Genomic DNA, 26,291 nt, shown 5'->3' with positions numbered 1-26,291 from the left:
AGCACGCCCTGGCCGGCCCAGATCAGCGGCGACTCGGCGCGCAGCAGGCGCTCGGCGGCCTCGTCGACGGCGCCCGGATCGGCGGCGCTCCTGACCTGGGGCACCGGCGCGTGCGTGATCGGACCGTCGAATTCCTGCGCGGCGACGTCGGTGGGCATCTCGAACATCACCGGACCGGGCCGGCCCGAGCGCAATGTCGCGACGGCCATGCGGGCGCGCTGCGGGATCTGCTCGGCCGACGTTGGCTGCAGCGCCAGCTTGGTGACCGCGCTGTAGTGCGGCAGGCCGTCGAACGCCGGCGGAATTCCAGCCTTCTGCAGGCCCGGATGGCCCGGAATGAAAAGCAGGGGCGACGAGTCGGTAAACGACTGGGCAATGGGAGCGAAGGCGTTTTCGGAGCCAGCGGACTGCTGCACGGTGAAGACGCCCAACTGGCGTCCGTTGGTCGAGCGCGACACGCCGTCGGCCATGTTGCCGGCGACGCGCTCCTGGCGCGCGAGCAGCGTGCGGACACCGCCGCGGGCCAGCGCTTCGAGAATGGGCGTCGTGGGGTAGCAGAACGCCTGCTGGATACCTTCGGCTTTCAGAATGGCGACGAGCGCATCGGCTCCGGTCACGGCAGCGTCCCTCGGCAAGTCAACTGGTGGAACGTTGGCACGTACGCGGCCATCCGGCAACCTGCCGGCGGTCGCTTATGCTGCGCCGATGCGATTTCAAGCTCGCCGGGCGCGCGTTGCGGTGGTCTGCGCGGCGGCCTTCGCGGCTGTGGCGGCGGCGGTTTACTTCCTCATCGACAACCAGCGGGCCGCCGGCGCGGCCACGATTGCGGTGGTGGTGGCGCTGGCCGGATACCTGGGGCTGCGCGTCGGGTCGGAGTCTCGCGGCGCGCTGCGGCCCCTCATCGTCGGCACGGCGGCAGCCACGGCGATCGGGCTCGCGGCGTTCGCCCTGGCGATTCTGCTGGTGGCGGTGACGGGGCGGAGTTAGGTCTGACCGGGCGTACGAGGTCTATTTCTCGGCCGAGCAATCCCGGCTGGGGGCGCACACTGCGGGCGCCCGACGAGGTCGCAACGGACGTTGACGTCGGTCTATCCGATGTGTAGGATCAATACACACATTGTGCGTAGACGAGTGCTGTCGCCGTGGCCAGGGTCCAGCTCATCATTCCGGACGAGGACCGCGAACGCTTCGTCAGACAGGCCCGCCGGGAGGGGCTGACCTTCAGCGCGTGGCTCAGGGCCGCCGCGCGTGAGCGGCTCGAGGCGCGGCAACGCACGGAACGGTTCGCGTCGTCGGACGACCTGCGGCGGTTCTTCGATACCTGCGCGGCGCGTGAAGGGCCCGGCGTGGAACCGGATTGGCACGAGCAGCTTCAGACACTCCACGAATCGATGACCGACGGCTTGCCCAGCGTGTGATCTTCGTCGACACCAGCGTCTTCATGTATGCGGTCGGGAAGCCGCATCCGCTGCAATCTCCCGCCCAGCATTTCTTTGGCGAGTCGCTGCGCAACCGCAAGCCGCTATTCACCTCGGCCGAGGTGATTCAAGAGCTGATGCATGTCTATCTGCGGACGAAGCGGCCGCACACCTTGGATTCGGCGCTGGAACTGATGGACAGGGCCGGCGTGGACGTGTGGCCCCTGGAAGAGGCGGACGTCATCCTCGCCCGCCAACTCCATGACCGGCTGCCCGCCCTGAGCGCCAGAGACCTTTGCCATTTTGCATGCTGCCGGCGGCGTGGCGTGCGAGAGATCATGACCTTCGACCAGGCCCTGGCCGCCGCCGGGGCGAAGCTCGCGGGGAACGCCGGCTGAGCAGGCCATCGGAAGTCGCAGCATCGGTCAAAAGCCGGGGCCACGGGGTGGGGCCGACGCGGCCCGATGTCGGCGGCTAAGGGCCGCGAGCCGTTGGCGCAGCGACGTCAGCCTCGTCCACGGGGAGGTCGACGTCGCGCGTGGTGCGCAGCGGGATCTCGGGCAAGAAGATCGCGATGGCAAAGCCGACGACCATGAGGCCGGCCGTGACCACGAAAAGCCCGCGCAACGCATCGGCCAGGCCCAGGCGCAGGGCCTCCATGAGCAGGTCGGTCACGGCGGGCGCCGCCGCGCCGAGCGACTCCCGCAGCGATGCCGTGGCTTCGGGCACGAACAGCGCCTCCGGGTTGCTGACCTCGGCCAGGCGCTCCGGGCCCAGCGCCTCGCGCACCTCTGTCGGCAGCCGCTGGCTCAGGTTGGCGGCGAACCACAGGCTCAGCAGCGACCCCATGAGCTGTGCGCCAACCGTTGACCCCATGGACCGGAAGAAGCGCGATCCGGCCGTCACCTCGCCCAGGTTGCGGTCGGGAAAGGCGTTCTGCGCCACCACCACCAGCACGGAGAACGGTCCGCCAATGCCCAGACCCATGACCACCATGTTGCGCACGAGCTCGAGCTCGGTGGTGGACGCCTCCATCCGAGCGAGCAGCACCCCGCCCACGATGCCGACGGCGAAGAGCACCAGGATCAGCGCCTTGTAGCGACCCGTGCGGGACACGATCTGCCCGGACGCGATCGCGCTGACGATGAAGCCGAGCATCATGGGCACCAGCACCGCCCCGGAGCCGGTCGCGCTGGTCCCAACGACGGCCTGGGCGAAGAGCGGGATGTAGAGCACCGCGCCGATCATTCCGCCGCTCACCAGGAAAGTGGTGAGGATGGCCACCACGTAGACGCGATTGGTCAGGAATCCCAGGTTGATCATGGGGTCGCGGGCCCGGCGCTCCAGGGCGACCAGCAGGCCGAGCATGGCGGCGGCGCCCAGCAGCAAGCCGACGATGGGCGTCGACAGCCATGGATAGCGCCCGCCGGCCCAGGCGAATGCGAGCAGCAGCGGAACCACGGCCCCGACGAGCGCCAGCGCGCCTGCCACGTCGATCGACCGTCGCCCGGCTCGCCGCACCGACGGCAGCCCGAACCAGGCGGCGAGCACCGCGAGGCCGCCGAACGGCAGGTTCACGTAGAACACCCAGCGCCAGGTCAGCGTGTCCGTGATCCAGCCGCCGATCGTGGGCCCGGCGATGACCACCACCCCGAACAGCGCCATCAAGGCGCCCTGCCACTTCGGGCGCTCCGCGGGCGGAAAGAGATCCCCGATCAGCGCCGGGCCCAGCGCCATCAAGGCGCCGGCCCCAAGACCTTGCAGGCCGCGCGACACGATCAGTTGGATCATTTCCTGGCTCGCGCCGGCGATGGCCGAGCCGACCATGAAGAGCCCCAGCCCCGTCAGCCAGAGTCGACGCCTACCGTGGGTGTCCGAGAGCTTGCCCCACACCGGGAGGCTGACCGTCGAGACCAACGTGTAGGCCGTGAAGACCCAGGCGAAATCCGCCAGGCCGCCCAGGTCGGCCACCACGCGCGGAATGGCCGTGATGACGATGAGCTGATCGAGGGCGGAGAACATCGTGCCCACCACGACCGCCACCAGCACCAGCACGCGCTGGCGCCGCTCCGACGGGGCCCTGGGAAGGGCTGGATGTGCGTCGTTCACGAGGCGTTCAGCATGGGGCAGCGGCAGGTATTGAAAAAGCTAACATTTTTTCTAATACAGTGAAGTCTTCCTCCGCGCGCGTCGTACGGCACCTTGATTCGGCAGGGCGGAGGTGACGGTTGAGCTATCCGATTTGTTGCCAAAGTGCACACATCGTGTGATGATTGGGACATGAGCGCCGGCTTCGACTGGAGCACGGAGAAGAATCAACAGCTGATCGAGCAGCGGGGAGTCTCATTCGAGATCGTCGTCGCCGCCATTGAGCAAGGTGGATTGAGAGACGTGCTGGAGCACCCGAATCAGGATCGCTACCCGGGGCAGCGGATCTACGTCGTGGACATTGACGCGTACGTCTATCTCGTGCCATGCGTAATGCAGGCCGACGGCACTCGCTTCCTCAAGACGATCATTCCCAGCCGAAAGGCTACGCGAGATTACGGGAGGAGGCGGCCATCGTGACCGACGCGCTGAGCGCCGAAGAGCGGGACATCCTCGATCAATTCGAGCGGGGCGAGTTGCGCTCCGTTCCTCACCTTCAGGACGAAATCCAGGCGGCGCGTGAGGCGGCGCGCCAAACCTTCAACAAGACCAAGCGCGTGAACTTGCGGGTCACCGAGCGCGACTTCAACCTCGCGCACGCGCGGGCCCGCGAAGACGGGATTCCCTATCAGACCCTCCTGTCCAGCGTGATCCACAAGTACCTGTCCGGACGGCTGACCGAAAAGCGGTAGATAGACTCCTTGCCCATGCGCATTACGGCTGTCGATAGCGTCATTGTTCCGCAGGCGGGGCGCAGCTATGTCTATGTGCTGGTGCGCACGGACGCGGGTTTGACCGGGCTGGGCGAGGCGACGCTGATGGGGCGCGAGCGGTCGGTGCGCGAGGCGCTGCGGGACTTCGCGGAGTTGGTCGTCGGCGAGGACCCGCTGCGGCGCGAATACCTCTGGCACCGGGTCTTCCTGAGCGATCGCCGGCGTAGCGGCGCGGTGCAGATGGGCGCGCTGGCCGGCATCGACGTGGCCCTGTGGGACATCGCCGGGCAGGCCCAGGGGCTGCCGATTCACCGGCTGCTGGGCGGGCCGGTGCGCGACCGCGTGGCGCTCTATACCCACTGCCATGCCAACACGCCCGAGGAGGTTCCCTACGCCTTCGGTCCGCTGCTGGACGCGGGATGGACCGCCGCCAAGTTCCTGCCGCTGATGGCTGCCGACGAGCAGGAGCGCGGCATGGACGTGCCCGCCGCCCTGCGCCAGGCGCAGCGCATCGTGGAGGCCGCGCGCGAGTTCGTGGGCGAGGCGTTTCACCTGCTCATCGAGACCCACGGACGGCTGCGACCGGACGAGTTCATCGACCTGGCGCGGCGGCTCGAGCCGTTCGATCCTTACTTCCTGGAGGAGCCGACGCGACCGGAAGCGGTAGCCCCGCTGCGGCGCATCCGGCGGGCGGTGAATGTGCCGCTGGCCACGGGCGAGCGCTTGCTTCACCGCTGGGACGCCCAGCCCGTCATCGACGAGGAGCTGGTGGACTACCTGCAGCCGGACATCGCGCACGCCGGCGGGCTGACCGAGGTGTGGAAGATGGGCGTGGCCGCCGACGCGCACCTGATCAAGCTGGCACCGCATAACCCCCAGAGCCCGGTCAACACCATGGCCAGCGTGCATCTGGACTTCGCACTGCACAACGCGGCCATCCAGGAGGTGGTCTGGCCCTTCGCGGCGGAGGTCGAGGCGCTGTTCGAGAGCGATCTGTTAATCGAGGACGGCTACGCCTTGCCGCCCACGTCGCCTGGACTGGGCATCGTGCTGGACGAGGCCGCGGCCCGGGCGCTGGAGGCCGCGGGGCCGGCGGCGCCGCCCGAGCTCCTGCGCTATTCCGACGGCGCGCCGGCCGAGGTCTGAGTTGTCAGCGGAGGAATTGGGCGGGGTCTACGACGATCTCGAGCTGCCCGCCGGCGCCCGCCGTCCCTACACGGCGATCCAGATGGTGATGACGCTGGACGGCGCGATCAAAGGCCCAACCGACGCCTACTGGCCGATCGGCGGCGAGGCCGACCAGCGCACGTTTCGCCGGTTTCGCATCCACTTCGACGCCGTGCTGCATGGGGCACGGACGCTGGGGATGGGGCTGGACCGGTATTTGTGGAGCGACGAGTTGCGGCGCGCGCGGGCGGCAAAGGGCCTCACGGAGCCCCCGCTGTTCGTCATCGTGACCAACTCGGCCCGAATCGATCCCGCGGACCGGGTATTCCGGCGCCGGCGCTACCCGCTGCGGCCGATCGTGGTGACGCACGAAGCCGCCGACGTTTCTGCCGCACTCGCCGAGGTGGCGGAGATCGTGCGGCTGGGCGACACGGCGGTCGATCTGTCGGCGCTCGGCGCCTACCTGGCCGCCGAGCGGGGCGTCCGGCGCCTGGTGTGCGAAGGCGGCGCGATCCTCAACGCCCACATGCTGCGCGCCGGTCTGGTGGACGAATTCTTCATCACGGTCACGCCGTCGATCATCGGCGAGCCTCGGCCGCGGACGGCCGTGGAAGGCGAGCGCGCCCTGGCGCCAGATGACGTCCTATCGCTCGACCTGCTCAGCGTGACCCACTGCCAGGGCGAGGTTTTTCTACGATTCCGGGTGCCTGACACTTCGCCCTTTGCCGCGCAGCCGTCGTGATTCGTCGGCTTCGGCCGTCTCGTTCGCCGGAGCCGCCCCCCTCGTCCTATCCTTTTCACAGAATGAGGCGTTCGCAGGACGTTGTGCGGGCGGGTCTGAGACCCGCCCCTACCCCAAAGTGCCCAGCGCGCCCGAGGCTTGACCGGACTGGATTCCGGCTTTCGCCGGAATGACGGAGGGGTTACGCAAAGATGGCACCAGAGGAGAGAGAATCGGAACACGCCGAAATGCCAGCTCTCAGTCGGATCTTCGGAGCGTGACGCTCCAGTGAGCACCGTCGCCCTGGTTCGCACGCAGCCCGAAACGGTTCTCGACGACGTCGCGGACGCCATGCGCCGCGCCGGATACCGGGACCACATCGATCCCGCGGCCGAAACCGCGCTCAAGATCAACGTCTCGTGGCACCACTGGTACCCCGCCTGCTCCACCGCGCCCTGGCAGCTCGACGGCGTCACGCGCACGCTGCTGGCCGACGGATTCCCCGTCGAGACCATCTTCGGCGCGCACAACCGCACCGTGGTGGTCAGCGCCCGCGTGGGCGAGCGCGTCAACAAGCACCGACCGGTTCTGACGGCGCACGGCGTGCGCAACGTGCACCTCTACGACGACGAGCGCTGGGTGCGCTATGAGCCACAGGGCCGGATGCTCACCCTGCACGACGTGTATCCCGAGGGCGTGCGCATTCCCGAACGACTCATCGGCACGAACATCATTCATCTGCCGACCATGAAGACGCACGTGTTCACGACCATCACCGGAGCCATGAAGAACGCGTTTGGCGGCCTGCTCTTCGAGAAGCGCCACTTCTGCCACGCCACGATCCACGAGACGCTGGTGGACCTGCTGACGATTCAAAAGGAGATCCACCACAGCATCTTTGCCGTCGTGGACGGCACCTTCATCGGCGAAGGTCCCGGCCCTCGCTGCATGGACATCCACGAGCGCGGCTTGATGCTGGCGGGCGCCGACCAGGTCGCGGTGGACGCCACCATCGCCCGGCTGATGGGCCTGGACCCGTTCGAGATTCCGTTTCTGCGACTGGCGCACGAAGCCGGGCTGGGCACCGCCGACGCGCGCGAAATCGAGGTGGTGGGCGTGGATCCCGACGCCGTGAGCTGGCAGGCCCGCACGGCCCGGGAGACGTTTGCCAGCCGCGGTCAGAAGCTCATCTACTGGGGGCCGCTGAAGCCCCTGGAGCGGCTGCTGCTGCGCACGGTGATCGCGCCGTGGTCCTACGCGGCGTCCCGCGCCTATCACGACGTCTACTGGTGGAACGTGCACGGCCGCCGCCGGGCGGCCCAAGCGCTGCGCGGGCCGTGGGGGCGGCTCTTCCAGCAATACCCCGAGGAGGACCACCACCCGCTGCCGCTTCCCGAGGCTGAAGCCGCTCGGCCTTAGCCCGCCGGCCCCCGTCGGACGGCAGCGCCGCGCCGCTTGTCTAGCCTGAAATCAGGCCTTCCTGGGGACGATTCCAGGGGAGCGACGCGGCCACGGACATGAACTTGCCGCGGGGAAGCGGCATGTTTCCAATGGGGACGTCGATGACCACCGGGGCCTGACATTCGTTGGCCTGCGGGAGCAGGGATTCGAGCTCCATGGGATCGCTGGCCCGCAGTCCAACGGCGCCGAAGGATTCGGTGAACGCGACGAGGTCGGGATTGTGCAAGTCCGTCTCGTAGGTGCCGCCAAATAGCTCATCGAGATCGCGCCCGACGTTGCCATACGCGTCGTCGCGGAATACGACGGTGATGACGTGTATCCCGTATTGCACGGCGGTGGCGAGCTCTACCGCGTTGAACAGAAAGCCGCCATCACCGCTGACGCAGAGGACGTGGCGGTCGGGGTGCGCCACCTTGGCGCCCAGGGCGGTGGGGACGCCGAACCCGAGGTTGAAGGAGTAGCCGCTGTCGATGTACGTCTTGGGGTGATTGACCTGATAGTGGGTGCGGGCGTAGTAGCCGAACTGGGTGACCTCCCAGACGATGTGGGCGTCCTCGGGAATGCTGCGTTGGATGGATTCGAGGATCGGGTACTGCGGCTCCTGGCGCCGGATGTCGGCGTAGGCAATCAGGCGGCGGGCGGCGGCGACGGCTTCGACGGGCGAGGGTCGACTGCCGGCGTCGGCTTCGCGCAGGAACGGAAGCAGGGCTTCGATCGTGGCCTTGGCGTCGCCGTGGAGGGGAAGCGTGTTGGCGTGGACGCTCGCGATTTCGGCATCGTCGATGTTGATGTTGACAAGCGTGGAGTCCTCGCGGGCGGGGTTCCCCAGCGAAAAGCGAGCGCCGATGCCGATGACGACGTCGGCGGCCTGCATCACCTCGAAGAGCTCGTTCATCTCGTCGTGCTCGCCCCACGGGGCGAAGCACGAGCCATAGGAGAGTGGGTGGCGGTCGGAGATGACGCCCTTGCCACCCGCGGAGGTGATGACCGGGATGTTGGTGGATTCGGCCAGGGCCGCGAGGGCGGATTCGGCGTCCGAGAGGGCCACGCCGCCGCCGGCGTAGATGAGGGGCAGGCGCGACTCCGCGATGACGCGGGCGGCCTCGCGCAACCGGCCGGAGCTCGGTACGAGGCGCCGAATCGACACCGGGTCGCGCAGCACGACGTCGTCGCGCTCGACGCCGGCCTCGGGCGGTATTTCGATCAGCGTGGGGCGGGGACGGCCCGTGCGCATCTGGCGAAACGCTTCGGAGACAGCGTCGGGAACTTCCCGTGGCGTGAGCACTTGCCGCCGCCACTTGGTGACGGGCCGCACGATGGACGCTTGGTCCAGAACTTCGTGATAGCTTCCCGAGCCCCCTCCGATCTGGCCGCGCGGGATCTGGCCAGCAATGGCGAGGACCGGCGAGGAGCGGGCGAAGGCGGTAGCCAGGCCGCTGGCGGCGTTATACACCCCGGCGCCCGGAACAACGAGAACGACGCCCGGCGTGTTTGAGACGCGCGCATAGCCGTCGGCCATGTGGGCGGAGGCCTGCTCGTGACGAGTGGTGATCAGGCGGATGCGGGGCTCGTCCCGAAGGGCGGCCATGATGCCGGACATGTGGATGCCCGGAATGCCAAAGACAACATCGACGCCTTCGCGGACGAGGGATTCCACCACGGCCTCGCCGCCGCTCATTCGGGCCAGGGCGTCCTCCATCCGAGGCGCGGCGTCCGGGCGGGTCCAGCGAGCCGAACCACGTGATACATGGTGCTGCCGCGGACGACAGGGGCACCTAGGTATTATCGCACTAGGTCTGCCGGACCGTGGCGCGCCAGGCACTGCCCGAACCGGGCGATGACCCTGGGCTTGGCGCTTGCCGAACTCTCGGGCGCTACGCTACGCAGCCCACGCGGCAACGGCATGGCTCGCCTGACCCGGAGGAAACGTGCGCATGGTTTCGAGCAAGGCAGCGACGGCTGAGCAATACCTGGCCGAGTTGCCGGACGATCGGCGGGCGGACGTGGCTCGGGTGCGCGAGGTGATCCTGGCCAACCTGCCCGACGGGCTCGCGGAGACCATGCAGTACGGCATGATCGGCTACGCGATTCCGCTGGAGCGCTTTCCCAACACCTACAACGGCCAGGCGCTAGGCTCGGTGGCCCTGGCGTCGCAAAAGCGGCACATCTCGGTCTATCTGCACGGGCTCTATGCCAGCCAGAAGCTGACGGACTGGTTCGTGGCGGCCTACGCGGAGTCGGGCAAGAAGCTGAACATGGGCAAGTCGTGCGTGCGCTTCCGGCGCGCCGACGACGCGGCGCTGGACGTGATCGGCGAGGCCGTGGCGCGGGTGACGCCCGACGACCTGATCGCGGCGCACGAGGCCGTGCACAGCCCGGAGGCCAAGCAAGCGCGACGCGCGGCGCAGGCCAAGCGCCGCGCTTCCTGACTCGGATCCGGCCCATACCGGAGAAGGCACGCGGCCCGGCGACGGAGTAAGCCGATCGCGCCCAGGCTGTCTCTGGTAGCCCCGAGCGCCGGCCTTCGGTGGGGATCCAGATCCGGGGGCGCTCGTGCTTCATCCCGGAACCCGAAATCGTACGTCTTGGATTCCTCGCTCCGCTCGGAATGACACACCGGGTTCCGCAAGCAAGAAGCCAATAGCTGCTGAAGCTCGAGACCTGGCCGCACCGGCACACGGCGGCTTAGGCCGACTGTTGCGGCGGGTCCTTGAGGCCGCTGCCGGTTGCGGCGATGACCACAATGTCGTCGGGGGCGATGGCGTCCCGGGCGCGCAGCTTCGCGGCAGCGGCGAAGGCGGCGGCTGAGGTTGCCTCGACGAACAGTCCCTCGTCGCGCGCCAGGTCGGCACGGGTGGCCGCGATCTCGTCTTCACCGACCGCCACGGCACTGCCGCCGCTGTCGCGGGCGGCCTGGAGCACAGTTGCGCCGCGGGCCGGGACGGCGACGTCGATGCCGCCGGCGATGGTCGGACGGCGCTCCACCTCAACCGGCGCGGCGGCGCCCGCATTGAATGCCTGGACCAGTGGCTGGCAGGCCGCCGCCTGGGCGATGTGCAGGCGCGGCATCCGAAATTGCAGGCCGGCCTTTCGCAGCTCGGTCAGCGCCTTGTGCGCGCCAAGGATCAGCCCGCCGTTGCCCACGGGAAACACGAGGTGTCGCGGCAGGGCGTCTACGCCGTCCTCCAGCAGCTCCAGAACAAATGTCTTCGTCCCTTCGACAAAGGCCGGATGCCGGCTGTGCGAGGCGTAGGCGGCGCCGGGCGCCTGCGCGGCGGCAGCCGCCGCGTCGCCCACGTCCTCCCGCGTGCCTTCCACGGGAAGCACCTTGGCGCCGTACTGGGCGATCTGCGCAAGCTTGCTGGCCGGCGCCGCGGCGGGCACGTAGATGTCGGCGGACAGCCCGGCGCGCGCGGCGTAGGCGGCCATGGCGGCGCCCGCATTGCCCGACGAGTCCTCGACGATCTTGGCGACGCCCTGGGCCTTGAGCGAGGCGATCACCGGCGCCGCGCCGCGGTCCTTGAACGACCCGGTCGGCGCCATGAATTCCAGCTTGGCGCGACACCGGCTCAACCCGTGGCTGCCGCCCCAGGTCGCGAGGTCCACCACCGGCGTGCGTCCCTCGCCCATCGACAGCAGAGGTAGATCGCTCGGCAGCGCCAGCGCGGGCCGGTAGCGCCAGACGCCGGGCGCGCGTTCGTCAATGAGCGCCTGAATGTCGTGAGTCAGCGTCGGCAAGTCCATGGCGGCGTCGAGCAGGCCGTCGCAGCGCGAGCATGCCGGCAGCGACGCGTCCCACGAATGCTCGACCGCGCAGGCCGGACATCGCAGCGCCACGGCGGCCACTCAGTCAACCCCCCACCGTCGAAGATCGTCGTCGCTGAGGCCGAAGTGATGGGCGAACTCGTGGATCACCGTGGAGCGGATCTCCTCGCGGAGGTCGTCGGGATCGGGGCAGGCCTCTTCGAGCGGGCCCTGAAAGATGGTGATGCGGTCCGGCAGCACCATGTGATAGCCCGAGGTGCGCTCGGTGAGCGGGACGCCGCTGTAGAGACCGAAGAGGGTGTAGCCCGGCGGCACCTCCGCGCTCTCCAGCTCGTCCTCGGTGGGCCAGTCGGCGATGAGGACCTCGACGTTTTCCAGGTGATCGCGCAAGCCCTCAGGAATGCCGGCTATCGCCTCGCGCACGTGCTCCTCGAACTCAGCTGGGGTCACGGGCCGTCTCCTGGTTCGCTGCGCAGACGAAAGCGACCCTCACCCTATCCCTCTCCCATCCCAGGGAGAGGGGAACGAATTCTTGAATGAAGAATCCAACCCCTAGTGGCCGGAACTGGATTCCCGCCCCGCATCGAGTACGGGGCAGGCTCTTTGCCGAAATGACGGAGAGATGACCGTCCACTTTCCGGCTCTGGCAGGCGTGGGGACTATGAATCGCTGTGCTAGCATCCCGTCGGCCCGCCGTCGGCGGTAATCGCACCCCATGGACGACGTCGCCGAGCACACTCTCTCCAACGGACTCCAGGTCCTGCTGCGCGAGAGTCACGCCGTGCCCCTGGTCAGCTTCGTGATGTGGTACCGCGTGGGCGCGCGCAACGAGCCGCCGGGCATGAGCGGGGCCTCCCACTGGGTCGAGCACATGCTCTTTAAGCGTACCGAGACGCTCAATCCGGGGGACATCGGCCGCCTGGTGAACGGCGTGGGCGGCACGTGGAACGGGTTCACCACGGAGGATACGACGGCCTATTTCGAGACTGTGCCGTCGCAGCACCTGGACCTGCCGCTCAGGATCGAGTCCGACCGCATGGCCAATGCCGTCTTCGATCCCGACGACGTGGCGAGTGAGCGCACCGTCATCATTTCCGAGCGCGAGGGGCACGAGGCGGAGCCCATGTTCCTGCTCGCCGAGGCGCTGGAGGCCGCCGCCTTCACCACCCATCCCTACGGCCACGGCGTGATCGGCAGCAAGGCCGATCTGAACCGGATGACCCGCGACGAGCTCTACACCCACTACCAGGACTACTACGCGCCGAACAATGCACTGGCGGTCATCGCGGGCGACCTGGCCGAGGCCGACGTGCTGGAGCGAATGGAAGCGGCGTTTGGGCACATTCCCGCGCGGACGCTGCCGCCGCCGCTGGACGTGCGAGAGCCGGAGCAAACGAGCCCCCGCGAAGTGGAGGTGCGGCACCCGGGTCCCTTCCCGATCCTGACCGTGGGCCACCGGATCCCGGAGTTCGCGCATCCCGACTTTCCCGCGTTGCTGGCGCTCGACGCGTTGCTTTCCGGGCCGAAGAGCGGGCCGTTCGGCGGCGGTGGAATCGTGCGCACCTCACGGCTGTATCGGCGCTTCGTGGCCTCGGGAATGGCGGCCGCGGTCGGCACGGATGTCGGCTTCAACATCGACCCGACCCTGCATCGAATCACTGTGGTGCTGAAGCCCAGCAGCGACCGCGAGCCAATCGTCGAGGCGGTGGAGGCGGAGATTCAAGATTTGCACGATGCCGCTCCCGACGAGGCCGAGCTCGACCGGGCCGTGCGCCAGGCGCGCGCCAAGCAGGCGATTGGCCTGGAAGGCGTGACGGCGCAGGCGATGTGGCTGGGATTCCTGGATATCGCGCACACCTGGCGCGCGGCGCAGACCTTCACCGACCGCCTCAAGGAAGTGACGCCGCAGGACGTGCAGCGCGCGGCGCAAACCTATCTGCGACCGGAGCAGCGGACCACCGGCTGGTTCATTCCCGAGGGTCCGGCGCGGGCGTGACGCAGGGTCCGGCGCTCGGCCCCGAGACGGTGGCGCGGTCCACCCTGGCCAACGGCATGGTGCTGCTGGTGTATCCCAACCCGTCGTCGCCATCCGTGGCGGTGGCCGCGCAGCATGCGGCGGGGGCCATCCTGGAATCCGAGGAGGACTGTGGCCTTGCCGGCCTGACCGCCGACGGCCTCAACCGCGGCACGGCCACGCGGTCCTTCATGGAGTTCAGCGCCGAGCTCGACGACGTGGGCGCCTCGCTCAATTTCGGCGCCGGCATCGAGCACGGCAGCTTCAGCGGACGCGCCCTGGCCGAGGACCTGGAGGTGCTGCTGCGGCTGGCCGCCGACGGCGTACGAAACTCAATCTTCCCCGACGATGAGGTCGAGCGCCTGCGCGATCAGGCGCTCACCGGCATTGCGCACGTCGAGAACAATCCCGGCGCGCTGGCCGACCGACGCTTTCGCGAGCTGCTGTTCGGCCGCGACAATCCCTACGGCCGCCCGGACGAGGGCTACGCGGAAACCATGCGCGCCCTCACTCCAACAGCGGTTCGAGACTTCCACGCCGAGACGTTCGATCCGGCCTCGATCGTGCTGGCGGTGGTCGGCGCGGTGACGCCGGAGGCTGTGCGCGACCTTGCGGCGCGCTATTTCGAGGACTGGCGGGGACCAGGCACGGGCGCCGCCGAGCGCCAGCGCGATGCCATTCGCGCCTTCGACACGGCCGCAACCAGGGCGGGCGGCGTGCGCGAGGACCTGAGCCTGGCAGGCAAGACCCAGACCGAGTTCACGCTTGGCTGGCCGGGCGTGCGGCGGCTCGATCCGGCGTATTTCCCGGTCATGATGGGCAACTACATCCTGGGACAGTTGGGGCTCGGCGGGCGCATCGGCGCCAATGTGCGCGACGCGCAGGGGCTGGCCTATCACGCCACCAGCCACGCCGAGGCGGCCCAGGCCCGCATGCCCTGGACCATTCGCGCGGGCGTCAACCCGGTGAACGTGCCCAAGGCCGTCACCAGCGGGCTGGCGGAAGCGCGGCGCCTGATGGACGAGCCGCCGACCGATGAGGAGCTGCGGCTCACCAAGCAGGCCATGATCGGCTCGCTGCCGCTGCGGCTGGAGCGCAACGGCGGCATTGCGGGCATGCTGCAGACGATCGAAAACTACGGCCTAGGGCTTGACTACCTCATGCGCTATCCGGACATCGTCGAAGCGGTGACGGCGGACGACGTGCAACAGGCGGCGGCGCGGCTGCTCGATCCCGAGGCCTACACGCTGGTGACCGCCGGACCGGAGCTGCCGGACTAGCCGACGGTCGCGCGCCGCCGGCGCTACGCTGCCGCTCGATACCCCGCCGATCGGGAGACGCCATGCACGTTCACCACGTCGATCGCCACAGCGACTTCGCCGCCGCCAAGATGGCCAAGAACAACTTGTTCGAGTCGGAGCGGATGTTCTGTGATGTCTACTGCCTGGAGCCGGGGCAGGACCAGCGGGTCCACGCACACGCGGCGTCGGACAAGGTCTACTACGTGATCGAGGGCGAACCGACGTTCGAGGTGGACGGCGAGCGGCAGGCGGTCGGCCCCGGGCACGCCGTGTGGGCGCCGGCGGGCTCCGACCACGGCGTGACGAACGAGACCGGCGACCGGGCGCGGCTGCTCGTGGTCATGGCGCCGCGACCGTAGCTAGAAGCCCGAGGTCCTTCGCGGGCCTGGGTCCAGCGCCATGACGGTGGCGTTGAAGCTGGCTTGCAGCAGCTCGTCGCGGATGTCGCGGTGGTCCGGGCTGTCCCACAGGTTGTCGAACTCGTGCGGATCGGCCTGCATGTCGTAGAGCTCGCCTAGCCCGTGGTTGTGATAGACGTTCAGCTTCCAGCGGCGGTTGCGATACATGGTGGCGCGGGTGTGGCCGGGAAAGTCCACCGCGTCGAGGTACTCGCAGCGCACGTAGTCCCGATGTTCATTCGCCGGGACGGCGCCGCGCAGAATCGGCAGCAGCGAGCGACCCTGGGTCTCCTCGGGCACGGGCAGCCCCGCGATCTCCAGCAGGGTGGGCGCGATGTCCGTCAGCTCCACCAGCGCGTCGCTGCGCAGGCCGGCTACGAAGCGGCCCGGCCAGCGCCAGATCAGCGGCACGCGCGTGAGGCCGTCGAAGAAGCGGCAGCCCTTCTGGATCAGACCGTGATCGCCCGCCGACTCGCCATGGTCGCTGGTAAAGACAATCACCGTGCGGTCGGCCTGGCCCGCCGCTTCGAGCGCCTCCAGCAGGCGCCCGAATTGCTCGTCGACCTGCTCGATCATGGCGTAGTAGGCGGCCTGGACCTCGCGCGCGCGGAAATCGTCGGGGTTCTGCGACTCACTCTGGAAGTCCACGCCCGCGCGACTGAGGCGGCCCTGGGTTTCCAGATCGCTCGTACGAAACAGCGGGCCGGGCATCGCCGATGGATCGAAACGGCGGTAGTACTCCCAGGGCGGGTTGTAGGGCGGGTGCGGGTCGTAGGGATTGACGGAGAGCAACCAGGGCGCGTCGTCGCGGTCGCTCGTGATGAAATCGATGGCGCGCTCCGTGCACCAGGTCGTTTGATGCAGATCGGGCGGCACGTTGTCACGCTCTGGCGTGGGGGGCATAAGGCCGCCGTAGCCGGCGGCGACGTGCAGCACCTCCGCCGGATCGTGGCCCTTTTCGCGCAGCCAGCGGGCGTAGTCGTGCTGGGCCAGCGGCCAGTCGTTGCGCGGCGCGTGGCTGTACTCGAAGACGCGGTAGCCGTCGTCCACGCGCGGTTCCTGGGCCGTCGCCGCGCCGGCCAGGTGCAGCTTGCCGACCAGCCCACCGTCGTAGCCGGCGTCCGCCAGCGCGCGGGTGACGAGGTAGTCAGCGGTTTCCGAGGGAACGACCGCATTCCCGTTTCGCGCGTTGCGGACCCGGCTGGGATACATGCCGGTGAGGAAGCTGGCGCGGCTGGGCGTGCAGATGGGGCTCTGGCAGTAGGCGTGCGTGAACGCCACCGACTGCGCCACGAAGCGGTCGAGGTTCGGCGTGCGAACGTGCGGATTGCCCAGCGCGCCGATGGTGTCGAACCGCTGCTGGTCGGTGCAGTACCAGAGGATGTTGGGGCGGTCGGGGGACATGCGGTTATCGCGGCGGCGGCGAACCCGCCAAGCTACCGCAAAGTGCACCGACTCGGACTATGCGTGCGACCTCACGGCGCATGCCGCGCGCTTAGATGCCGGTTAACACCATATGGTGTATAGTAGCGCCATGGGACGGACGCAAGTCTATCTTGGCGAGGAGGAGCTTGCGCTCCTCAATGATGCCGCCCGCGCCACCGGCGCCTCGCGATCGGAACTGATCCGGCGCGCCGTGCGTCGGACGTTCGGAACCATGTCGACCGCCGACAAGCTACGTGCGCTCCGCGCTAGCGCCGGTCTGTGGAGCGACCGCCCCTTCACCGGCGCCGAGTACGTGGATGCCATCCGTGGGGATCTGAATGAGCGACTTCGCAAGCTCGGCTTGGAGTGAAGCTTCTGGACACGTCGGTGGCCATCGACTATCTGCGCGGCGCCGCGCCGGCGACCCATCTATTGGAAGAGCTGATCGGGACCGGGGAAACGATCGCCGCCACCGAGGTTGTCCGTTTTGAATTGCTGGCCGGGGTACGTCCCCATGAGCGAGACATCCTCGAAAGCTTCTTTGCGGTGCTCGCTTGGGCTCCCGTCGACGAGGCGGTGGTCCGAACCGCAGCGGGGCTAGCACGCCGGTATCGCGAGGCGTACCGGGGCATTGACGACGTCGACTATCTCATCGCCGGCACGGCGCTTGTGCTTGAGGCTGAGCTCCTGACAACAAACGTGCGGCACTTTCCGATGTTTGCCGACCTCGCGTCCCCCTACTGACGAGAACTCCGGTCACTCCACGCCACGACGCGGTTATGGATTGGTCAGTACCCGAAGCCGCTCACAGAGGCGTCCGTTCCGGCGCAGAGCCAGCGCACCTGCTAGCGTGGCGGTGGAGGTGGAAGGGGCCGGGTGGCTCTCGCGGTCTTCAAAACCGTTGTGGGGCGCTGGTCAGCGTCCTAGGTGGGTTCGACTCCCATGCACCTCCGCCAGCCGAGTGAGTGAACACGGCATCGAACGGCTCCGGTCCGGGCGCCCACGAGGGACGCCCCTACAGGAAGGGGTCGCCGGCCGGTGGCCCGCGCTGCGTGCAGCGTGGGAAGGCGTTGATCAGGCGAATCGGGCGGGGTCGAAGGGCGTCAGGTCGATGGCGGGCGGCTCGCCGGTGATCTGGGCGGCTAGGGCAGCCGCGCTGCCGGGGGCGAGCAGCAATCCCGCGCGCCCGTGGCCGGTGGCGATGTATGCGCCGGAAAGCCCCGGCGCGGCTCCCAGGATCGGCAGGCCGTCGGGTGAGAGCGGGCGGAGACAGGCCGTCTGCTTCACTACCTCGGCCCGCGACACGGCGGAGACGAAGCGGCCGGCCTGGCGCAGGATCTGGCGTCGGGCCGCGACGGTTGGGGTCTCGTCGAATCCGACCGATTCTTCAGTAGTGCCGACGTAGACCAGGCCGTCGGCCTTGCGCGCCATGTAGTTGCCGTCCGTGTCCGAGAATCGGGTCTCGGCCTGCGCGGGCGGCAGGCGCAGACGGAGGATCTGGCCCTTGAGCGGCGTGACGGGCACGGGCAGCCCGAGCCAGGCCCCGACCTCGCTAGTCCAGGGCCCCATGGCCAGAACTACGGCGTCAGTGCGAATCACCTCGCCATCTACCCGCACCCCGGTGACGCCTCCGCCCGTCACACTCAGCCCGGTCACGCGTCCCTGCTCGACGCGCGCGCCACGAGACTCGGCGGCCCGAATCAATGCCTGAGTGAAGGCGGCGGGTTGGACTTCGGCGCTCGCTTCCCGCAGCAGGCCGCCCTCGATGGGGCCGTCGATCCAGGCGCAGCGGGCGCGCACCTCGTCGGGTTCCAGCCATTTGGACGGGGCGGCCTCCCGTAAGGTCTCGGCTTCGGCAGCGTCGGCGGTGATGAGCAGCGACGGGCTCTCCTCGAACCCGTAGCCGGGCGCTCCGTGGGCGTCCAACTCGCGGACCAGCGCGTGATGCCGCGCCAAGCTGGCCCGCCACAGCGGTCCCAACGGGCCGGCGGCGCGCGCGTCGGACGCCGGCGAGAGCAGCCCGGCGGCCTTGCCGCTGGCTCCCGACGCAATGGCGCGCGATTCGACCAGGAGCGGCCGCACGCCGCGACCGGCGAGCTCGTAGGCCAGGGCGGCGCCCAGCGCGCCGCCCCCGCAGATCACGACGTCCGCCGACTGCCCGCTCATGGTGCGGCACGATACCCGAGCCGCGTCGCGCCAGTCCGTGCGAGAATCCGCCCGTGAAAACCGAGCGCTTTCGCGACGCCATCCGGCGCATCGACGCAGCCAACGCCGACGACCCGCACACGCTGATCGTCGACGGCGAGGCCCGCCCCAAGGAGCTCACCCACGCCGCGATGCTCACGGCCTGGGTGCGGCGCCTGCGTCCCGGCGCCGGTGAGGCGCTGCTGCTGGCGGCGCGCGCGCACCATATCCGCCGCTGGACCATCCCTCGCGACGAGTATCCGAGCGGCCGGCGCGGCTACCTGCGCTGGCGCACGGCGTTGCAGGCCATGCACGCCGCTGAGGTCGGACGCGTCTTGCAGGACGCCGGCTACGGCGCCGATGAAATCGCGCGCGTCCAGCAGTTGGTGCGAAAGCACAACCTCACCCGCGACCCCGAGGCGCAAACGCTGGAGGACGGGCTCTGCCTGGTCTTCCTCGAGACGCAGTTCGCCGACCTGCGCGCTCGGTATCCAGCAGCCAAGATCGCCGACATCGCGCAAAAGACCTGGCGCAAGATGTCGCCGGCGGCCAGGGAATTGGCGTTGGCACTGGATTTGCCGTCCGACGAGCGGGAGGCGCTCGAAGCAGCCCTGGAGGCGGATCTGGCCTAGCGCCGCGGTCGCCTCGGGGCGATTCCGCCGGGCCCTTCGCGTAGGGGCGTCCCTGGTGGGCGCCTGAGAAGATGATTGGCGGGAAGACCAAGGGTGGCGCCTTAGATTCCTCGCGGCGCTCGGAATGACAGAAGGGTGAGACTAGGCCGGCCGGACGTCTTCCCAGGCGCCTGTTTCGCAGGACCGGTCGGCGGCTAGGCCGACCTCATGCTGACGAATGATCGCGTCGCGCATGCCGGTATTCGTCGCGCCCTGTTCGACGGCGTCGAGGAAGGCGCGCAGGCATTCGTGGACGCCGGGCCACCCGGCCGGCGGTTCCAGCGCCGGCTGACGCGCCAGGCGCCAGTGGGGAAACTCCCGCGTGCGCAGGCGCCAGGCGCCCGCCAGCGGATCGCAGACGATGTCGCCGTCGACGCCGTTGACCTCCAGGTCGATGCGCAGCGGCCCGACCGCTCCGATGTTGATTTGGAACGTGCCCAGTACGTCGCCGTAGTCCAGGTGAGCGACGGCGCGCGACTGCATCAGCCCCGGTGCGTCGTCGCCGTTGAGCACCAGTACACGGCGCGCCGTGCGGCCGAGCGCGCGGTCCAGCATGTCGAGATACCACCCGGCCAGCATGTGCACCACGCTCAGCTCGTGCCGCGGCGGATGGCCCCACCCGGCTTGGAGCCGCACGCTCGCGGTTCGCGGCCGACCGATCGCGCCGGCGTCCAGCGCCTCGCGCAGGTGCGCGACGACGGGCAGGTAGGAGAGCTCGAGGTCGGGATGCACGAGTTGCGGCGCGTCGCGGAGCGACTCCAGCATGCGTTCCACCCCGGGCCGGTCGGAAGCCACGGGCGGCTCGAACAGGAGCGGCAGGCCTGACGCCAGCGCGTCCGCCAGCACCGGCTCGTGCGCCCGATCGGGAACCGCGACCGTGACGGCGTCCAGGTCGGCGGCGGCCACGAGTTCGGGCGCCGAGGCAAACACGGCGATCTCCGGCCCAAGCTCCGCAATGGCCCGGCTACGAGTTTCGGCGCTGGGCGCCGCCACCGCCGTCACCGTGGCGCGACCGTCCAAGCGAAGCGCCGGGACATAGGCGCTGCGCGTCCACGCGCCGAATCCTATGAGGCCGATGCGGATCTCGCTCACGACAGCGTCCGATTTGCGGCGAGGTTTCGTGGCGAGGGTACTTGAGGCGGCGGAACCGGCACGGCGCGTACCACCCATCGAGGGCGAGCCTATGGAATGGGCGTCACGCCGAGCGCGTCCTCGAAGACCGCAAAGGTCGCCGCGCCATCTTCGGCGATCGTGAGGCGCACCACCGGGATTAGAGCGGCCTCCGTCCAGTTGTGTCGCAGCCGCAGCGCGAGCGTCCACACGCCGGGGCCGAGCCCGCTGTCAGACGTCTCCAGGGGAACGAAACGTCCCTCTTCGACCTCCAGGGACAGGCTCGCCGCGCGGGCGTCGAACACGTACCGCTTGCTAATCACTCCCTGACCCGGATGGAATTGCCCGACGAACCACTGCGCCGCCAGATAGCTGCGCCCGTCGGTCCCGAGGTCGCGCGGCAACGCCCACGGCGAGTCGTCAGCCGCCAGGATCACCCAATCCTGGCCGGTCCAGCGCCGCGCCGCATCGTCCGCCAGCGTCGCGGTAAACGCCAGCCGACCGTCATCGATGCTCACCGACGACATCCGCACGCTTAGCAGCGTCTCGGCCGCGGGCATGATCGGCGGCACGGTACCGCCCGGGGCGTAGACCGCGAAATCATCGTTTGACCAGATCGGCGTTCGCCGGCCGGGCGGAAAAGCCGACGGCGCGAGGCGCGCCGAGGTGACCACGAGATCCGGCGTGCGACCACCGAGCGGCTGGGTGTCGAAGCCGGGCCGCAGGTGTTCACCGAACACGCGCACCTCGCCGAGCAGTTGCGCGTGGGACAGCACCGACGCGGCCCGCACCCACCCCAGGTAGCCGATCGACGGCGACAGATACACCGTCGCCGACGGCGGCACCGCCTGGCGCAAGGCCTCGAACGACGCAGGATCGGGCGGCGATTCAATGGCCAGAAACTCGGGCCGGATGCGGAAGAGCGCCGAGGCACCGTCGCGCAATAGCGGCTCGAAGTAATTCGGATTCTCGATCCATCCCGCCGCCCGCGGCGGAAGGTAGGCCAGCCAATCGTCGGTGGCTTGCACGTAGTCAAAGCCCAGCCGGCGAATTGCCGAAGGCTCGAGCCGGCGGATCGCGTCCACATACTCCGGCCCACGCACTCTCGAGAAGCCAATGAAGTCGGTAAAGCCCGACGCGTTCGCGCGGCCCGTGGCGATGGACATCGCGATCGGATCCGGGGCGAGGATGCGCGCATCGGCCGCAGTGCGATCACGGATGTATGCGGCGACGCGATCGGACATGCCGCTCCGGGCCACATAGCGTCCGAGGAAGTCCGAGGCGTGCTCCCGACGGCCCGACTCCGCATTGGCGAGCTGGATGCCGTTGCCGAGGCCCACGCCGATGCTGCGCAGGGGCGTCACGATCGTCGGCCAGGTGACCAGGACGAAGACCAGCGTGGCGGCGGCGTAGCGCCACCGAAGGCGCAGGGCCGGCAGGCTGACGCTCAGCGCGCCGAGCAGCGCCATGAGCGCGAAGTTTCGCGCATGACCGTCCAGCCGCACGACATCCCGTGAGAACTCGTAGTGCAGCGTGAGTGCCGCGAGCAGAAAGAGCCCGCTCCCAAGCGCCAGTGCCAGCACCAGGCGGTCGCGCCGCGCGAGCAGCACGGCGACGGCGACGATCACGACTACGCCAAGACCAAGCACGCCCAGACCGCCGGAAATGTCGATGAAGTCGCCGATCGGTCGACGGCTGCCCGGATCGTCCATCCAGGCCAGCGCCAGGCCGCTTCCGGACGGCCCGGTCAGGAGGCCCGTGATGGCGCCGCCGCCAACGGCCAGAACGAGCGCGGCCAGCAGCGGTCCCGCAGCCGCGCGCAGAGCCTCGCGCAGGCGCCGCGCGCGCGCCGGTCTGGCCGCAACCAGCTGCGCCACCTCGAGCAAGATCCACAGGGCCACCACCATCACGGCCACGGCTTCGTCGGCCAGACCCAGGAATCCGACCAGGGCCGCCAGGACCAGCGTCGACGGCCAGGAGCGGCGGCTGCCGGCGGTAACCCGCTCCAGCACCACGAGCGTCAGCGCATACGCCAGCGTGAACGACGGCTTCCAGATATTTGGCGGTGACGCCTCGAGCACCGTCTCCCAGGGTGCGTCCAGCGTCGGCCAGTAGACCTCCGCCAGCCAGGTGCGCACGCTGGCGTTGAGCGCCGGCAGCTCGCCGGGGCCGGGGAGCTGCACGATGCCCGGCGGCGGCGCGTAGTGGACCTGCGTCCAGGCGCCGGCCGTGAGCACCAGCGGGGCTGCGACCACCACCGCGATCCACGATCCCCGGCTGAAGACCAGCGTGCCCACGACCAGGGCGAAGCTCATCCAGAGATAGGCGCCCAGCACCTCGGTCACGAGTGCCAGGTCGGGTCCGAACGGCGGGGCCAAGAGACCGATCAACAGATTGGAGCCGTAGTGATAGGCGGTGGGCAGATCCGGGCTCCAGGGAAAGGCGGGCGGGTGATACCCGCCGGCTTGGATGGATGCCGCCAGTCCCAGATGCAGAAAATCTTCAACAATCGTCAGGAGCTGGCGGCTGGCCAGCGCGACCCAGAACAGCGCCAGGGCCGCGACCACCACGGCGGCCGTCGTGCGCAGCCCAGGCCGCACGGACTCGCCGGCGCGCCAGGCAAGTCCGGCGGCGAGCGCGAGCGTGAGCACCCAGGCCGCAACCACTCCCGCGGGCGCCGGGAGGGCGTAGAGGACAACGTTCACGACGAAGCCCCACAGCGCCGGCCCGATGACGAGGCCCTGCGCCAAGGCCAAGCGCTCATCGCTCTGGCGGAGCACGGTGCGGGCAACGACGTAGCCCACGGCCGCGAGCGCGATGAGTTCCGCCGCCAGCAGCAGCAATCCGGGGATCACTGCGGGATCAACGGTCACGCGCACGGCCTCAAGTGACGGTGCCTATCCTTTCACCGGCGGCCCGCACCTGGCGCCGGCTCAAGACTCCGCGGCGCCGCGCCACCTATTCGGCCAGTCTCACGCTCAGGGCGCCCTCGAAGACAGCGTAGGTGACCTCACCAGTGTCCGCGACGACGATTTGCATGACCGGAATTAGCGCCACTTCCTCCCAGGCCCACGGCGATCCGTGCTGCAGGCCGACGACCAGCATCCATGTGCCCGGGGCCAACGAACTGCCGCCGGCCAGCACGGCGGTGAACCGGCCATCATCGCCTTGCTGGCTCAGCCGGCGCTCGATGGGGTCGTAGGTGTAAACGTGGCTCGCAAGGCTGGACCCAGAGACGACCTGGCCGAGAAACCACTGCGCGGCTTCGTACGGGCGCCCGGAAGCATTCAGCGATACCTGCGGGAACGCCCATGGCGCGGAGACGTCCGCGGGAACAACCTTCCAGTCTTGCTTGATCCAGCGCTCGGGCGCGCGGTCGGCGAAGGTGGCGGTGAAGGCGATGCGGGCACCGTCGAGGCTCACGTTGGACAGGCGGACGCTGAACGTCGGCGCCTCCGGTTGAGCGACAGGGCTCACCGCGCCGCCAGGGGCGTAGACGGCGAGATCGTCATTCGCCCACACCGGCCGTCGCTGTGCCAGCAACGGAAGCGACGATGGGGCGGCCCTGGCGGACGTAACCACGACGTCGGGGGTCCGCCCGCTCAGCGGTGCGGTCTGCGCCGGGGTTCGGAGCGCATGCAGACGCGACCAATCCACCTCGCCGAACAGCTGGGCATGGGCGAGGACCGACGCCACGTGCGCGGCGTGCAGCCGATCGATCGTGGGCGACAGATACACCGCGGCGGCCGATGGCACGGCGCGCCGGAGTGCCTCGAACGACGCCGGGTCCGCATCGAGCTCCCGAAAGGCGGGCCGCACGCGATAGAGAGCGTCGGGGCCGTCACGCGTGAGCAGCTCAAAGAAGTCGGGATTCTCAAGGCGGCGCAGGGCGCGAGGCGGCAGGCGAGCCAGCCATTCATCCGAGGCGTGCACGTAGTCGAACCCGAGCTGACTGACGGCCGCAGGGTCCAGCATGCCGACGGCATCGGCATAGGCCGGCCCGCGCACGGCCACGATGTGCGGAACCGATGCGAAGCCCGAGGCGTTGGGACGTCCCGTGGCGACGGTCAAGGCCCCTGGACTGGGCGAGAGGATCCGGGACTTGGCCGCCGTGTGCTCGCCGATGTAGGACGCCATGCGATCGGACATGAACTCCTCGTCGGTGAAGCGTCCCAGCGCGTAGCGCCCCAGAAACCACTCTCGGTGTTCCTGCGGCCCTAGCTCGGCATTGGCGAAGCGGGGTCCTCGACCGAGGGCGAATCCGACGGCATGGACCGGCGCAATCGCGGTTGGCCAAACGACCAGGGCGACCACCAGTGCGCCGGCGGCGTAGCGCCAGCGGGGCCGCAACATGGGCAGGCGAACGCTCAGCGCCACCAGCAGCCCCAAGAGGGCGAAGTTCCGCGCGTGACCGGCCATGCGGGTGACGTCCACCGGAAAGGGGTCGTAGTGCAGCACGAGGCCGGCGAGCAGAAACACGCCGCTCGCGGCCGCCAACGCCAACACCAGGCGATCGCGCCAAGCCAGCAGGACCGCGACCGCCGAGACGACGAGGGGGCCGAGACCGAGGACCCAGAGGCCGTCTGGCCCTTCGATGAGTTTTCCCAGCGGACCGCCGCGACCCAGGTCGCCCGTCCACCTCACGGAGAGCCCCCCTCCGGACGCCTCGGTCAGCGCACCCGTGAGCACTCCGCCGCTTACGGCCAGCAGCAACGCCCCGACGAGCGGCCCGGAAGCCGCGCGCAGAACCGCCCGGCCGTCGGAGGCACGCGACCGCCAGGACGCCATGACCGGCACAGCTTCCAGGAGGGCCCACAGGGCGAGGGCGACCAAGGCGACGGCCTCCGACACGAGACCCAGGAACCCGAGCAGCACGCCGAGTGTCAGCGCCGACGACCAGGACCACCGGCGGCCCATGCCGACCGCCCGCTCCAGCACGATGAAGGCCAGTGCATACGCGAGAGGGAACGAGGGCGTCCAGACATTCCCCAGCGGCGCATCGACCAGGGCCGGCCAGGGAAAGCGCGGTGACGGCCAATAGGCCTCTCCAAGCGCCGCCAACAAATCGTCCGGCGGCGCTCCCGCGGGAAGGGGGAAGATCGCGACGGTCGGCGGGTCGTCGAAGCTGGCCAGCGTCCACGCGCCGGCCGTCAGGAGGAGCGGCGCCAGCGCCACGGCGACCGTCCACGACCCGCGCTGGTTCAGCAGTGTGGCCACGGTCAGGGCGAAGCCCACCCACACATAGGCGCCCACCAGTTCCGTCACAAACGCCAGGTCGGGGCCGAACGGTGGCGCCAAAAGGCCGATGAGCATGTCGACGCCGTAGTGATAGGGCGCGGGCATACCCGGCTGCCACGGGAGCACCGGCGGGAACCCCCCAGCCCGGATTGACGCCGCCAGTCCGAGATGAATCTCCCAGTCGGAGAGTGACAACATCTGGCGGCACGCCAGCGCCACCCAGAGCATTCCCAGAACCGCGGTCAGGAAGACCGCCGCCGTGCGCAGCGCCGGCCGCAGCGGGCGGCCGGCGCGCCAGGCCAGGCCAGCGCCGAGCGCCAGCGTGACCACCCAGGCCGCGATCACACCCGCGGGGGCCGGGATGACGTACATGACGACGTTGACGACGAAGCCCCAGAGCGCCAGCCCCAGCACCAGGCCCTGGGCCAGGGCCATGCGCTCGTCGGATTGCCGGAGCACGGTGCGGGCGACCACGTAGCCCAGGGCGGCGAGCGCGACGAGTTCCGCCGCCAGCAGCAGCAATCCCGGGACGATCGTCCAATCAACGATCATTCGCG

General features: G+C 69.2%; 25 protein-coding genes and 1 tRNA gene. 16 read left to right on the top strand and 10 right to left on the bottom strand.

What is annotated here, in order from left to right; all coding sequences use genetic code 11:
- Window positions 1–617: thiamine pyrophosphate-binding protein (locus OXG33_08480; GenBank protein ID MCY4113958.1), on the bottom strand; the 617-nt coding region annotated here is incomplete at its 3' end.
- Between the two features lie 88 nt (window positions 618–705).
- Here OXG33_08480 and OXG33_08475 point away from each other — a divergent pair.
- The 3 genes from OXG33_08475 to OXG33_08465 all read left to right on the top strand — a co-directional run bounded on the left by OXG33_08475 (window position 706) and on the right by OXG33_08465 (window position 1,816).
- Window positions 706–987 carry a hypothetical protein gene (locus OXG33_08475; protein MCY4113957.1) on the top strand — a complete coding sequence of 94 codons (282 nt, stop codon included), beginning with the start codon at window positions 706–708 and terminating at the stop codon, window positions 985–987.
- Window positions 988–1,142: 155 nt separating this feature from the next.
- Window positions 1,143–1,418 carry a hypothetical protein gene (locus OXG33_08470; protein MCY4113956.1) on the top strand — a complete coding sequence of 92 codons (276 nt, stop codon included), beginning with the start codon at window positions 1,143–1,145 and terminating at the stop codon, window positions 1,416–1,418.
- The gene (locus tag OXG33_08465) at window positions 1,415–1,816 is read left to right on the top strand and encodes a type II toxin-antitoxin system VapC family toxin (protein MCY4113955.1); all 402 of its coding nucleotides are present in this window, start codon (window positions 1,415–1,417) and stop codon (window positions 1,814–1,816) included. Before OXG33_08470 ends, OXG33_08465 begins: the two co-directional genes overlap by 4 nt.
- 76 nt (window positions 1,817–1,892) lie before the next feature.
- Here the strand turns inward: OXG33_08465 and OXG33_08460 are convergent, their stop codons facing one another.
- On the bottom strand, window positions 1,893–3,527 hold the full coding sequence (locus tag OXG33_08460; GenBank protein ID MCY4113954.1) for an MDR family MFS transporter: 1,635 nt from the start codon (window positions 3,525–3,527) through the stop codon (window positions 1,893–1,895).
- 171 nt (window positions 3,528–3,698) lie between these two features.
- On the opposite strand from OXG33_08460, the gene OXG33_08455 reads away from it, so the two are divergent.
- The 5 genes from OXG33_08455 to OXG33_08435 all read left to right on the top strand — a co-directional run bounded on the left by OXG33_08455 (window position 3,699) and on the right by OXG33_08435 (window position 7,586).
- Window positions 3,699–3,986: a BrnT family toxin gene (locus tag OXG33_08455; protein ID MCY4113953.1), complete on the top strand. Its 288-nt coding sequence runs from the start codon at window positions 3,699–3,701 to the stop codon at window positions 3,984–3,986.
- On the top strand, window positions 3,983–4,258 hold the full coding sequence (locus OXG33_08450) for a hypothetical protein (protein ID MCY4113952.1): 276 nt from the start codon (window positions 3,983–3,985) through the stop codon (window positions 4,256–4,258). The genes OXG33_08455 and OXG33_08450 overlap by 4 nt, the downstream gene beginning before the upstream one ends.
- Window positions 4,259–4,273: 15 nt before the next feature.
- Window positions 4,274–5,425 (top strand): hypothetical protein, encoded by a 1,152-nt coding sequence (locus tag OXG33_08445; GenBank protein ID MCY4113951.1) that lies wholly within the window; start codon window positions 4,274–4,276, stop codon window positions 5,423–5,425.
- A gap of 1 nt (window position 5,426) precedes the next feature.
- Window positions 5,427–6,188, top strand: coding sequence for a dihydrofolate reductase family protein (locus OXG33_08440; protein ID MCY4113950.1), 762 nt, complete (start codon window positions 5,427–5,429; stop codon window positions 6,186–6,188).
- A 267-nt stretch (window positions 6,189–6,455) separates the two neighbouring features.
- Window positions 6,456–7,586 (top strand): DUF362 domain-containing protein, encoded by a 1,131-nt coding sequence (locus OXG33_08435; GenBank protein MCY4113949.1) that lies wholly within the window; start codon window positions 6,456–6,458, stop codon window positions 7,584–7,586.
- Window positions 7,587–7,626: 40 nt separating this feature from the next.
- Here OXG33_08435 and OXG33_08430 read toward each other — a convergent pair whose 3' ends face one another.
- Window positions 7,627–9,306, bottom strand: coding sequence for a thiamine pyrophosphate-binding protein (locus OXG33_08430; protein MCY4113948.1), 1,680 nt, complete (start codon window positions 9,304–9,306; stop codon window positions 7,627–7,629).
- 256 nt (window positions 9,307–9,562) lie between these two features.
- Between OXG33_08430 and OXG33_08425 the strand changes: the two genes are divergently transcribed.
- Complete coding sequence (locus OXG33_08425; protein MCY4113947.1) at window positions 9,563–10,057, top strand: DUF1801 domain-containing protein; 495 nt, start codon at window positions 9,563–9,565, stop codon at window positions 10,055–10,057.
- 256 nt (window positions 10,058–10,313) lie between these two features.
- Here the strand turns inward: OXG33_08425 and OXG33_08420 are convergent, their stop codons facing one another.
- Window positions 10,314–11,474 (bottom strand): pyridoxal-phosphate dependent enzyme, encoded by a 1,161-nt coding sequence (locus tag OXG33_08420; protein ID MCY4113946.1) that lies wholly within the window; start codon window positions 11,472–11,474, stop codon window positions 10,314–10,316.
- Window positions 11,475–11,843 carry a metallopeptidase family protein gene (locus tag OXG33_08415; protein MCY4113945.1) on the bottom strand — a complete coding sequence of 123 codons (369 nt, stop codon included), beginning with the start codon at window positions 11,841–11,843 and terminating at the stop codon, window positions 11,475–11,477. It lies immediately after the preceding gene.
- Between the two features lie 265 nt (window positions 11,844–12,108).
- Between OXG33_08415 and OXG33_08410 the strand changes: the two genes are divergently transcribed.
- From OXG33_08410 to OXG33_08400, 3 genes are all read left to right on the top strand, one after another.
- On the top strand, window positions 12,109–13,389 hold the full coding sequence (locus OXG33_08410; GenBank protein MCY4113944.1) for a pitrilysin family protein: 1,281 nt from the start codon (window positions 12,109–12,111) through the stop codon (window positions 13,387–13,389).
- Window positions 13,386–14,687, top strand: a complete 1,302-nt coding sequence (locus OXG33_08405) for a pitrilysin family protein (GenBank protein MCY4113943.1) — start codon at window positions 13,386–13,388, stop codon at window positions 14,685–14,687. Before OXG33_08410 ends, OXG33_08405 begins: the two co-directional genes overlap by 4 nt.
- Window positions 14,688–14,749: 62 nt before the next feature.
- Window positions 14,750–15,067, top strand: a complete 318-nt coding sequence (locus OXG33_08400; GenBank protein MCY4113942.1) for a cupin domain-containing protein — start codon at window positions 14,750–14,752, stop codon at window positions 15,065–15,067.
- On the opposite strand, the gene OXG33_08395 is transcribed toward OXG33_08400, so the two are convergent.
- Window positions 15,068–16,510, bottom strand: coding sequence for a sulfatase-like hydrolase/transferase (locus OXG33_08395; protein MCY4113941.1), 1,443 nt, complete (start codon window positions 16,508–16,510; stop codon window positions 15,068–15,070). It lies immediately after the preceding gene.
- Between the two features lie 130 nt (window positions 16,511–16,640).
- On the opposite strand from OXG33_08395, the gene OXG33_08390 reads away from it, so the two are divergent.
- The 3 genes from OXG33_08390 (at window position 16,641) to OXG33_08380 (ending at window position 17,487) form a co-directional block, all read left to right on the top strand.
- Window positions 16,641–16,901 (top strand): ribbon-helix-helix domain-containing protein, encoded by a 261-nt coding sequence (locus tag OXG33_08390; GenBank protein MCY4113940.1) that lies wholly within the window; start codon window positions 16,641–16,643, stop codon window positions 16,899–16,901.
- Window positions 16,898–17,275 (top strand): type II toxin-antitoxin system VapC family toxin, encoded by a 378-nt coding sequence (locus OXG33_08385; GenBank protein MCY4113939.1) that lies wholly within the window; start codon window positions 16,898–16,900, stop codon window positions 17,273–17,275. Before OXG33_08390 ends, OXG33_08385 begins: the two co-directional genes overlap by 4 nt.
- 114 nt (window positions 17,276–17,389) lie before the next feature.
- A tRNA-Sec gene (locus OXG33_08380) sits at window positions 17,390–17,487 on the top strand.
- Between the two features lie 118 nt (window positions 17,488–17,605).
- Here the strand turns inward: OXG33_08380 and OXG33_08375 are convergent.
- A complete protein-coding gene (locus tag OXG33_08375; GenBank protein MCY4113938.1) occupies window positions 17,606–18,697 on the bottom strand; it encodes an FAD-dependent oxidoreductase in 1,092 nt (363 codons plus the stop codon).
- A gap of 53 nt (window positions 18,698–18,750) precedes the next feature.
- Here OXG33_08375 and OXG33_08370 point away from each other — a divergent pair, with 53 nt between their 5' ends.
- A complete protein-coding gene (locus OXG33_08370; GenBank protein ID MCY4113937.1) occupies window positions 18,751–19,347 on the top strand; it encodes a DUF4202 domain-containing protein in 597 nt (198 codons plus the stop codon).
- A gap of 141 nt (window positions 19,348–19,488) precedes the next feature.
- Here the strand turns inward: OXG33_08370 and OXG33_08365 are convergent, their stop codons facing one another.
- The 3 genes from OXG33_08365 to OXG33_08355 all read right to left on the bottom strand — a co-directional run bounded on the left by OXG33_08365 (window position 19,489) and on the right by OXG33_08355 (window position 26,286).
- Window positions 19,489–20,478: a Gfo/Idh/MocA family oxidoreductase gene (locus OXG33_08365; GenBank protein MCY4113936.1), complete on the bottom strand. Its 990-nt coding sequence runs from the start codon at window positions 20,476–20,478 to the stop codon at window positions 19,489–19,491.
- Window positions 20,479–20,567: 89 nt separating this feature from the next.
- Window positions 20,568–23,369, bottom strand: coding sequence for a hypothetical protein (locus OXG33_08360; GenBank protein ID MCY4113935.1), 2,802 nt, complete (start codon window positions 23,367–23,369; stop codon window positions 20,568–20,570).
- A gap of 85 nt (window positions 23,370–23,454) precedes the next feature.
- On the bottom strand, window positions 23,455–26,286 hold the full coding sequence (locus tag OXG33_08355) for a hypothetical protein (GenBank protein MCY4113934.1): 2,832 nt from the start codon (window positions 26,284–26,286) through the stop codon (window positions 23,455–23,457).
- Between the last annotated feature and the right edge of the window lie 5 nt (window positions 26,287–26,291).

It is taken from the genome of Chloroflexota bacterium (genome assembly GCA_026708035.1).
In the GTDB taxonomy this organism is placed as follows: domain Bacteria; phylum Chloroflexota; class UBA11872; order UBA11872; family UBA11872; genus JAJECS01.
The sequence above is the reverse complement of the archived record's forward strand: the minus strand, read 5'-3'. Positions and strand labels throughout refer to the sequence as shown.

Coding starts and splice junctions, on each gene's coding strand:
- OXG33_08475 (MCY4113957.1), top strand. CDS start 706: ATGCGATTTCAAGCTCGCCGGGCGCGCGTTGCGGTGGTCTGCGCGGCG.
- OXG33_08455 (MCY4113953.1), top strand. CDS start 3,699: ATGAGCGCCGGCTTCGACTGGAGCACGGAGAAGAATCAACAGCTGATC.
- OXG33_08445 (MCY4113951.1), top strand. CDS start 4,274: ATGCGCATTACGGCTGTCGATAGCGTCATTGTTCCGCAGGCGGGGCGC.
- OXG33_08430 (MCY4113948.1), bottom strand. CDS start 9,306: ATGAGCGGCGGCGAGGCCGTGGTGGAATCCCTCGTCCGCGAAGGCGTC.
- OXG33_08425 (MCY4113947.1), top strand. CDS start 9,563: ATGGTTTCGAGCAAGGCAGCGACGGCTGAGCAATACCTGGCCGAGTTG.
- OXG33_08410 (MCY4113944.1), top strand. CDS start 12,109: ATGGACGACGTCGCCGAGCACACTCTCTCCAACGGACTCCAGGTCCTG.
- OXG33_08400 (MCY4113942.1), top strand. CDS start 14,750: ATGCACGTTCACCACGTCGATCGCCACAGCGACTTCGCCGCCGCCAAG.
- OXG33_08395 (MCY4113941.1), bottom strand. CDS start 16,510: ATGTCCCCCGACCGCCCCAACATCCTCTGGTACTGCACCGACCAGCAG.
- OXG33_08390 (MCY4113940.1), top strand. CDS start 16,641: ATGGGACGGACGCAAGTCTATCTTGGCGAGGAGGAGCTTGCGCTCCTC.
- OXG33_08375 (MCY4113938.1), bottom strand. CDS start 18,697: ATGAGCGGGCAGTCGGCGGACGTCGTGATCTGCGGGGGCGGCGCGCTG.
- OXG33_08355 (MCY4113934.1), bottom strand. CDS start 26,286: ATGATCGTTGATTGGACGATCGTCCCGGGATTGCTGCTGCTGGCGGCG.